Source organism: Streptomyces sp. NPDC002104 (assembly GCF_053593795.1).
The window spans coordinates 215,919-225,454 of the sequence record NZ_JBSFDF010000007.1 but is presented as its reverse complement, the minus strand read 5'-3'; the positions used below and the strand labels follow the sequence as shown (position 1 = coordinate 225,454).

At 74.5% G+C, this 9,536-nt stretch carries 4 protein-coding genes; 3 read left to right on the top strand and 1 reads right to left on the bottom strand.

Translation table 11 applies throughout. The annotated features are described in order from the left end of the window. Positions 1 to 328 precede the first annotated feature (328 nt). The gene (locus ACWCP2_RS09355; RefSeq protein ID WP_450907962.1) at positions 329 to 1,777 is read left to right on the top strand and encodes a M1 family metallopeptidase; all 1,449 of its coding nucleotides are present in this window, start codon (positions 329 to 331) and stop codon (positions 1,775 to 1,777) included. Between the two features lie 239 nt (positions 1,778 to 2,016). Further along, the gene (hflX, locus tag ACWCP2_RS09350; RefSeq protein ID WP_450907961.1) at positions 2,017 to 3,525 is read left to right on the top strand and encodes a GTPase HflX; all 1,509 of its coding nucleotides are present in this window, start codon (positions 2,017 to 2,019) and stop codon (positions 3,523 to 3,525) included. A gap of 93 nt (positions 3,526 to 3,618) precedes the next feature. Here the strand turns inward: hflX and ACWCP2_RS09345 are convergent, their stop codons facing one another. Continuing rightward, a complete protein-coding gene (locus ACWCP2_RS09345; RefSeq protein ID WP_450907960.1) occupies positions 3,619 to 4,788 on the bottom strand; it encodes a trypsin-like serine peptidase in 1,170 nt (389 codons plus the stop codon). A gap of 427 nt (positions 4,789 to 5,215) precedes the next feature. Here ACWCP2_RS09345 and ACWCP2_RS09340 point away from each other — a divergent pair, with 427 nt between their 5' ends. Next, positions 5,216 to 6,544: a diaminobutyrate--2-oxoglutarate transaminase family protein gene (locus tag ACWCP2_RS09340; RefSeq protein ID WP_450907979.1), complete on the top strand. Its 1,329-nt coding sequence runs from the start codon at positions 5,216 to 5,218 to the stop codon at positions 6,542 to 6,544. Positions 6,545 to 9,536 lie beyond the last annotated feature (2,992 nt).

Sequence of the window (9,536 nt, the reverse complement as noted above, 5' to 3'; positions counted from 1 at the left end):
GCGGGGGACGTGCCGGGGGGTCTGCGGCGTCGGCCGGGGGGAGCCCCGGGGACGGGCGGGGGACGTGCCGGGGGGTCTGCGGCGTCGGCCGGGGGGAGCCCCGGGAGTGGGCGGGGGACGTGCCGGGGGGTCTGCGGCGTCGGCCGGGGGGAGCCCCGGGGACGGGCGGGGGACGTGCCGGGGGGTCTGCGGCGTCGGCCGGGGGTAGCCCCCACGACCTGCCGGGGGGCCCGCGACGTCAGCCGGGCGCAGTCCGCCCGACCCCATTCGGGTGGAGCCGTCGCGCGCCGTTCGCGGGTGCGCGGCGGGCGCTGATAAGCGGTGGGGGATGCAGCTCACCTCCCCGCGCCTGCGCGCCGCCCTGCTGGCCGCGGCCTCCCTCACCCTCGTCGCCGCCGTCGTGCCCCCGCCCAAGGCGCTCGGCATCGGCGACGTGCTGTTCCCCGAGCTCGGGAACCCCGGGTACGACGTGCTCTCGTACGACCTGTCCTTCGCCTACAAGAACAACAGCACCCCCCTCGACGCGGTCACCGTCATCGACGCGCGCAGCCTCACCCGGCTGGAGACCGTCAACCTCGACTTCACCCACGGGAAGGTGGCCTCGGCGGAGATCAACGGGGAGCCCGCCGGCTTCGCCGCCGTCGGCGAGGACCTCGTCCTGACCCCGGCCCGGCCGGTGGAGCCGGACCTGCCCCTCCACATCACCGTCCGGCACACGAGCGACCCGCGCGGCCGCGGCGACGGCGGCTGGGTGGTCACCGACGACGGGCTGGCCATGGCGAACCAGGCCGACGCCGCCCACCGGGTCTTCCCGTGCAACGACCACCCCGCCGACAAGGCGTACTTCACCTTCCGGGTGACCGCGCCGGCCGGGACCACGGCCGTGGCCAACGGGGTGCCGGGCGCGCTCCCGGCCCGCCGGGCGGGAGCCGCGACCACCTGGACGTACCGGACGCTGCACCCGATGGCCACCGAGCTCGCCCAGGTCTCGATCGGCGACTCGGCCGTGATCCACCGCACCGGGCCGCACGGACTGCCGCTGCGCGACGTGGTCCCCGCTGCGGAACGGGAACGGCTGGAGCCGTGGCTGAAGAAGACCGCCGGGCACATCGCGTGGATGGAGGCCCGGGTCGGCCGCTACCCCTTCGAGAACTACGGGGTGCTGATCGCGAAGGCCCGTACCGGCTTCGAGCTGGAGACGCAGACCCTGTCGCTGTTCGAGAGCACGCTGTTCGCCGGCAGCGGCGGCTACCCCGAGTGGTACGTGGAGTCCGTCATGGTCCACGAGCTGGCCCACCAGTGGTTCGGCGACAGCGTGAGCCCGCGCACCTGGTCCGACCTGTGGCTCAACGAGGGCCACGCCACCTGGTACGAGGCCCTGTACGCGGACGGCCTCGGCAAGTACTCCCTGGAGCGCCGCATGCGCGAGGCCTACCAGCGCTCCGACCAGTGGCGGGCGGCCGGCGGCCCCCCTGCCGCGCCCAAGCCCGCCGCCCCGGGCGAGAAGATCGGGCTGTTCCGGCCGGCGGTCTACGACGGCGCCGCGCTGATCCTGTACGCGCTGCGCCAGGAGATCGGCGTCCCGGCCTTCGAGCGGGTGGAGCGGCGCTGGGTGGGGGAGCACCGGGACGCGATCGCGGGTACGGAGGACTTCGTACGGCTGGCCTCGCAGGAGGCGGGCCGGGACCTGGGCCCGTTCCTGGAGCCGTGGCTGTACGGGAAGAAGACCCCCGCCATGCCGGGCCACCCGGAGTGGACCGCCCCGAAAAGCGTGTGACGCGTACGGAACGGGCATGCCACCATCGACGAGGCCGTTCCGCGGGCCGGGACGCACCGGGCGAATCCCTAGGGGAACCCCGGGGCGAATCCCGGAGGCAATCCCGGAGGGATCCGGGGGGAATCTCCGGGGAGTGTCACACGTTGGACGTGACAGTGTTATGTCACGCGCGGGAGTAGCTTTGGCCTTGGCTCCGCTTCGCCTGACGCGGACGCATTCGAAAACGACGTAAGGATCCAATGACCTCCTCTTCTTCCCCTTCCCAGGACGCGCGGGACGACGCACAGGATGCGCCGGACCCGCAGAGCTTCACCGAGAGCCTTCGGGCCGACGCCCTGATGGAAGAGGACGTCGCCTGGAGCCACGAGATCGACGGAGACCGGGACGGCGCCCAGTACGAGCGCTCCGAGCGCGCGGCCCTGCGCCGCGTGGCCGGTCTCTCCACCGAGCTCGAGGACGTCACCGAGGTCGAGTACCGCCAGCTCCGCCTGGAGCGGGTCGTGCTCGTCGGCGTGTGGACCTCCGGCACGGTGCAGGACGCGGACAACTCCCTCGCGGAGCTCGCCGCCCTCGCCGAGACGGCGGGCGCGCTCGTGCTCGACGGCGTCATCCAGCGCCGCGACAAGCCCGACCCGGCCACCTTCATCGGTTCCGGCAAGGCGCGCGAGCTGCGCGACATCGTGATGGAGAGCGGCGCCGACACCGTCGTCTGCGACGGTGAGCTCAGCCCCGGCCAGCTCATCGCCCTCGAAGACGTGGTCAAGGTGAAGGTGGTCGACCGGACCGCGCTCATCCTCGACATTTTCGCCCAGCACGCGAAGTCCCGTGAGGGCAAGGCGCAGGTGGCGCTCGCGCAGATGCAGTACATGCTGCCGCGGCTGCGCGGCTGGGGTGCCTCGCTGTCCCGGCAGATGGGTGGCGGCGGCGGTGGCGGCATGGCCACCCGCGGCCCCGGTGAGACCAAGATCGAGACCGACCGGCGCCGGATCCGCGAGAAGATGGCGAAGATGCGCCGGGAGATCGCGGAGATGAAGACCGGCCGCGACATCAAGCGGCAGGAACGGCGCCGCAACAAGGTGCCCTCGGTCGCCATCGCCGGTTACACGAACGCGGGCAAGTCCTCGCTGCTCAACCGCCTCACGGGCGCGGGCGTCCTGGTGGAGAACGCACTGTTCGCCACCCTCGACCCGACCGTGCGCCGGGCCGAGACGCCGTCCGGCCGGGTCTACACCCTGGCCGACACGGTCGGCTTCGTCCGGCACCTGCCGCACCACCTCGTCGAGGCGTTCCGCTCCACGATGGAGGAGGTCGGCGACTCCGACCTCATCCTGCACATCGTGGACGGCTCGCACCCGGCGCCGGAGGAGCAGCTGGCGGCGGTCCGCGAGGTCATCCGCGAGGTCGGCGCCGTCAAGGTGCCCGAGATCGTGGTGATCAACAAGGCGGACGCGGCCGACCCGCTGGTGCTCCAGCGCCTGCTGCGGATCGAGAAGCGCTCCATCGCCGTCTCGGCGCGCACCGGTCAGGGCATGGAGGAACTCCTCGCGCTCATCGACGCGGAACTGCCGCGGCCGGCGATCGAGATCGAGGCCGTGGTGCCCTACACGCGCGGCGGGCTCGTCGCCCGGGCGCACGCCGAGGGCGAGGTGATCTCCGAGGAGCACATCGAGGAGGGCACCCTGCTCAAGGCCCGGGTGCACGCCGAACTGGCCTCGGAGCTCGCTCCGTTCGTGCTCGCGAAGCACTGAGGCGGCGGCCCGGCCCCGGGCCGCGCCGCGCCGCGCACGACCGAGGGCCCCCGCATCAGCGGGGGCCCTCGGCCATGTGGTGGGCAGGTACGGCTACTTGAACTTGCCGCTCACCGCGTCGAAAACGCCCTTCGCCTCGGGACCCAGCCGCGGCCCGGCCAGCCAGCCCGCCTTGGCGGGGCCGATGGACGTGTTCGACACCAGCGCCGGCTTGCCGTCGGCGCCGGCCGCGACCCAGCCGCCGCCCGAGGAACCGCCGGTCATCGTGCAGCCGATGCGGTACATCGTGGGGTCGGTGGCGTTCAGCGACAGCCGGCCCGGCTTGTCGGCGCACTGGAAGGTCTTCTGGCCGTCGAACGGAGCCGCCGCCGGGTAGCCGGTGGCCGTCATCTTCGCGATCTTCGGCGCGGCCGGGGCGCTGAACGCCACCGGGAGCGCCGTACCGACCGTCTCCTCCAGCGACTTGCCGCCACCCTTCTCCGGGGTCACGTGCAGCACCGCGAAGTCGTACGGGGCACCCGCGCCGCCGGTCGGACCGCCGGTCGCGATCCACTGGTCGGAGGTCTGCGCCCAGTCGCTCCACCACACGCCGTACGGGGCCACTTCCTCGCGGGGCGCACCCTTGAGCGCGGCCGCGGACTTGCCCTTGTTGTTGTACGACGGGACGAAGGCGATGTTGCGGTACCAGCCGCCGGCCTTGCCCGCGTGCACGCAGTGGCCGGCCGTCCAGACCATGTTGGACTTGCCGGGGTGCGCCGGGTCCTTGACCACGGTCGCCGAGCAGACCATCGATCCCTCGGGTCCGTCGAAGAAGACCTTGCCGGAGGCGGGGACGCTCTGGTGGTAGGGCGCGGCCGCGGCCTTGGCGGCCACCGGGGCCGGGGTCGGGTCGGTGACGCCCTGGTCCTTGCCCGCGTCGGGATCGACGGCGGGCGGCTGCGGCGTCTTGTCGGCGTCGCGCATCCGGTCCGGGTCCCAGAGGTCCTCGATGATCGGGTTGATGTAGTCGCCCGCCTCGCGGAGCCAGTCCTCCTTCTTCCAGTTCTTCCACTCACCCCCCTTCCACTTCTCCAGGTCTATGCCGTGCTCCTTGAGCTTGTCCCTGAGCCCGTCGGGGATCTTCACCCCGTCGAGGCTGGTGGGCACGCTCACCGCCACGGTCGGCTTGGCGTCGGTCTCACCGTCGCCTGGCCCGCACGCCGCGGCGGTCAGCGCGAGCGCGGCCGAGCACAGGATCGCGGTGACCGGTCGGATCGGTCGCATGTCGTGAATCCCCCTGGGTGGTTCTGGGTTCGGGATGGTTCTTGGTTCGGGATGGTGCCCGGGTGGGCGGGCGCCCGGGTTGCAGCACCCCACTATGCCGCTGCCCTGGGGGACGGCACAGCCCGGGGCGCCGGTTCCGCCGGGCGGGGAGGGATCCCGGGCAGGGCAAGGATCTTGGCTCCACCCGTGATCCGTCGCCGCCACCGTCGTTGGTACGTACGGGGGACGGGGGAGCAGCGTGGGTGTTCGAAGCGCACCCCGGAAGGGCAACCGTGCGGGAGGAGCGACACTCGTGCCTTTGAGGGCTTGGACGGGCGAGGAGGCGGCCACGGCCGGGGCGCAGGTACCGGCGCAGGCGGACCGGGCCACGGAGACGGGACAGTTGGCCGGTCCGGAGCCGGCTCGGGGGTCGGCGCCGGGGTCGGCGCTGGGGTCGGCACCGGGGTCGGCTCCGGGACCGGACGGGGTCTCGGGGGGCGAGGGGATCCTGCGCCGGCAGGCACAACGGGAGTCCGCTGCACGGACGTACGCGCGTTCCCTGCCCATCGTGCCCGTCCGCGCGCGGGGCCTGACCATCGAGGGCGCGGACGGACGCCGCTACCTCGACTGCCTCTCCGGCGCCGGAACCCTCGCCCTCGGCCACAACCACCCCGTGGTGCTCGAAGCCATCCGCGGGGTCCTCGACTCGGGGGCCCCGCTGCACGTTCTGGACCTCGCGACCCCGGTCAAGGACGCCTTCACCACCGAGCTGTTCGCCAACCTGCCGGCGGAGCTGGCCGCCGACGCCCGCATCCAGTTCTGCGGACCGGCCGGGACGGACGCGGTGGAGGCCGCCCTCACCCTCGTCCGTACGGCGACCGGCCGGCCGGGGCTGCTCGCCTTCACCGGGGCGTACCACGGCATGACCGCGGGTGCGCTGGCCGCCTCCGGCGGGGCCACGGACGTACGGGTGACCCGGCTGCCGTACCCGCAGGACCACCGCTGCCCCTTCGGAGTCGGCGGAGCCGAGGGCGCGGAACTGTCGGCCCGCTGGACGCGGAGCCTGCTCGACGACCCCAAGAGCGGGGTGCCCGGACCCGGCGGGATGATCGTCGAACCCGTCCAGGGAGAGGGCGGAGTCCACCCCGCCCCCGACGCCTGGCTGCGCAGGATGCGGGAGATCACGGCGGAGCGGGGGATCCCGCTGATCGCCGACGAGGTCCAGACGGGGGTCGGGCGCACCGGGGCCTTCTGGGGGGTCGACCACGCGGGCGTCGTCCCCGACGTGATGGTGCTCTCCAAGGCCATCGGGGGCAGTCTGCCGCTCGCGGTGATCGTGTACCGCGGGGAGCTGGACCAGTGGGCCCCCGGCGCCCACGCCGGCACCTTCCGGGGCAACCAGCTCGCCATGGCGGCGGGCACGGCGACCCTGGCCTACGTACGGAAGAACGGCCTCGCGGAGCGTGCGGGGACCCTCGGCGCGCGCATGCTCGCCGCGCTGCGCGGGCTGATCCCGGCGCACCCGTGCGTGGCGGACGTACGGGGCCGCGGCCTGATGCTCGGCGTCGAACTGGCCGACCCGGACACCGGGGAAGCCGCGCCCGAACTCGCCGTGGCGGTCCGCCAGGCCTGTCTCGACCGCGGCCTGATCGTCGAACTCGGAGGCCGCCACTCCAGCGTCGTCCGCCTCCTGCCCCCGCTCACCCTGACCGACGAACAGGCCGCGGCCGTCCTCGACCGCCTCGCCGACGCCCTCTCCGCCGCCACCCGCCGCTAAGGACCTCCATGCCCGACCCCTTCCACCCCACCTCCCCCCTCCCACCGCCACCCCAGCCCGAGGCGCCGCTCCCCACCCTCCCGCCAACCACCCCCACGCCACCCCGCTCCGCAGCGCGACCCGCCCCCACACCGCCAACTGCGCCGGGCCCCACCTCGCCCCCGCCGGCGGCACCGCGGTCCGTGGCTTCGGCCCCCACGTCGCCCATGCCGGCGACACCACCGTCCGTGGTGTCGGTTCCCACGTCGCCCCCGTCGGCGGCAATGCGGTCCGTGGTGTCGGTTACCCCCCTTGCGCCGGCCACCCCCACGTCACCCCGCTCCGCAGCACAGCCCGCTCCCACGCTGACGTCTGCGCCGGGCCCGGCCTCGCCCCTGTCGGCGGCACAGCGGTCCGTGGTGTCGGCTGCCACCTCGCTCCCGCCGGTGGCACCCCAGCCCGAGGCGCCGCTCCCCACCCCCACGTCACCCCGCTCCGCAGCACAGCCCGCTCCCACGCTGACGTCTGCGCCGGGCCCGGCCTCGCCCCCGCCGGCGGCACCGCGGTCCGCGGGTTCGGCTCCCACGTCGCTCCCGGCACCACCGTCCTTGGCGTCGGCTTCCACGTCGCCCCTGCCGGCGGCGCAGCGCTCCGAGGTGTCGGCTCCCACCTGGCCCACCCCGGCGGCACCGCCGTCCTCAATCTCGGATCCGGCGGCTCTCTCGTCCGGCCCCACGCAGTCCCCGGCCATTCCCGCGGCGCTGACGTCCACACCGATGGGCGCCACCTCGACCTCGGCCACCTTGTCGGCACCGCTGTCCGTGGCGTCGGGTCCGGCCATCCCCTCGGCCGGTCCCACGGGGTCCCCAGCGACTCCCGTGGTGCGGCCGCCAATGGGTGCCACCCCCGCCTCGGCCGCTCCTCCGGGGCCCCAGACCCCGTCCACGGCGCCGCCACTCACCTCCCCGGGACCCACGATCGGGGCGCCCGTGTCCGCGCAGCCACCTGCCAACCCCTCGCACACACGGCAGACTTCGACCGCTGCCACCCCACCTCCGCCGCCCCCAGCCCAGCTGCGGCCTGCATCACCGCAGGCCGCCGCCATCCCGCCCCCGCCGCTCACCAAGGCGCCGGGTTCCCCGCAACCTCCGCCCGAGTCCGACCCGGCGCCCTTGCGCACCGCCCCGCCAGGGGCCCCACCTACTCCGGGTGAGCCCGAGCCGTTGGCACCCATGCCCGCTGAGCCCATGGCGTCGCAGAGCCCCTCACCGGCCCCCGCCCTCCCGGCTGTTGCTGCGTCGCCCTCGTCCGTGGCTGCCGATCCGCAACAGCCGCCGCTCGCTCCGGCGGAGCCTGCACCGCGGATGCCGATGCCGATGCCGATGCCGATGCCTGCAGAGTCAGCGCTGTCGCTGGGCTCGACGCCGACCCCGACGGCCGGCCCCGCGCTGACGGGTTCCCGGGGTCGACTGGGTTCGCCGCGCCCGCCCACCGCCTCTGCGTCACTCGCCTCGGCGCCTGATGAGGGCGCTCTGCCCCCTACACCGGCCGATCCGGCGCAGTCGCCAGATTCCGCCCCCGCCCTCGCCCCGGCGACTCCGCTATCGGTCCCCGCTGAAGGGCTGGGTTCGCCGCTCTCGCCGCGTGCCTCGGCACCCGGCGAAACACCAGGGCTCTTGCCTGCTCAGGCTGAGGCGGCGCCCGCCGATCCGCTACGGTCCCTCCTCGCTCCGGCGGCGCCGAGGCCGGTGCCCGCCGCTCCCGCGGAGACGTCGGTACCGGCCCTGGGAACGCCAACCACGCCGGGAGCCCCTGACTCTCCCGCTGCTCCCGGATACGACCACAGGCCCTCGCCGCCCCTCCCCGGAAGCTCCTCCCCGAGGCCTGTGCAGGAGGAGGCCGGGCTTCCCTCAACAGCGTCGGCCCCCCATCTCGATGCCCCACCCCAGTCCGCGGCATCCACGGCATCCACGGCGTCTGCGGCGGGCTCGGCTGCTCCGGCCGAGCACCGGCCCTCGCAGCTTCCGAACTCAGGGCTCCCACAGCCGCCACCGCCCCCCGGGGCCAGGCCTGGTACCGAGTACGAGCCAGTACCGTCCCCCAGCGGCCCAGCCGAGTCCAGGCCGCCGGTGCCCTCGCGAGCGGCCCGCATGTCGCCGCCGGCCCCGGGAACCGCACCAACGCCGCTGTCAGCCCCGGCCCTTGGAGCCCCGTCCATGACACCATCGCCCCCGACCTCCGGAACCGGGCCTACGCCGCAGTCGACGCCGGCGCTTGGAGCCCAGCCCACGGCACCATCGGCCCGGTCCGTGGAAGACGGGCCCATGGTGCCGTCAGCGTCGGCCCGGGGAGCTGCGCCCATGCCGATGACTGCTCCGGCCTCAGGTGCCGGGCCCTCTGCATCGGCAGCCGTGGCCTGGGGAGTTGCGTCTACGCCCCCCTCGGCCCCGGCCTGGGGAGGTGGGCCCATGCCGATGGTTGACACGGCCCCAGCCACCGGGCCTGTACCGCCGTCGGCCCAGGCCTTGGGAGACGGTCCTATGGTGCCGTCAGCCGCGGCCTGGGGAACTGCGGCCAGGCCCTTCTCGGCCCCGGCCTGGGGAGCCGCACCCATGCCGATGGCTGAACCGGCCCCAGGCGGCGGGGCGACGCCCGTGCCGGCCGGGGCCTTGGTCGACGGGCCCACGCCGCCGTCAGCCGCGAGCAGGGGAGCCGGGCCCAGCTCGCTGGCTGACCCGGACCCAGATCCCGCGCCCGCACTGCTCTCGGCACCGGCCTCGGGAGCCGGGCCGACGCCGCCGGCTGACCCGGACAGCCACCCCGCGCCTCCATCGCTCTCGGCCCCGGCCCCAGAGGACGGGTTGATGCCGCCTGTGGGCGACGGCCTGTCGCCGTCCCCGGCCACCTCCGCCGGGTACTTGCTGAGCCGGTCGGCGCAGTCCGCCGGTATGGGGCTCGTGGGTCCCGGTCTGGGCGTGGCCCTGGCCGCATCGGGGGCCTCGGAGGGGGCGTC

What these genes read in the sequence shown, in the direction of transcription:
- ACWCP2_RS09355 (WP_450907962.1), top strand. Translation starts at nt 329, where the DNA reads ATGCAGCTCACCTCCCCGCGCCTGCGCGCCGCCCTGCTGGCCGCGGCC.
- hflX (WP_450907961.1), top strand. Translation starts at nt 2,017, where the DNA reads ATGACCTCCTCTTCTTCCCCTTCCCAGGACGCGCGGGACGACGCACAG.
- ACWCP2_RS09345 (WP_450907960.1), bottom strand. Translation starts at nt 4,788, where the DNA reads ATGCGACCGATCCGACCGGTCACCGCGATCCTGTGCTCGGCCGCGCTC.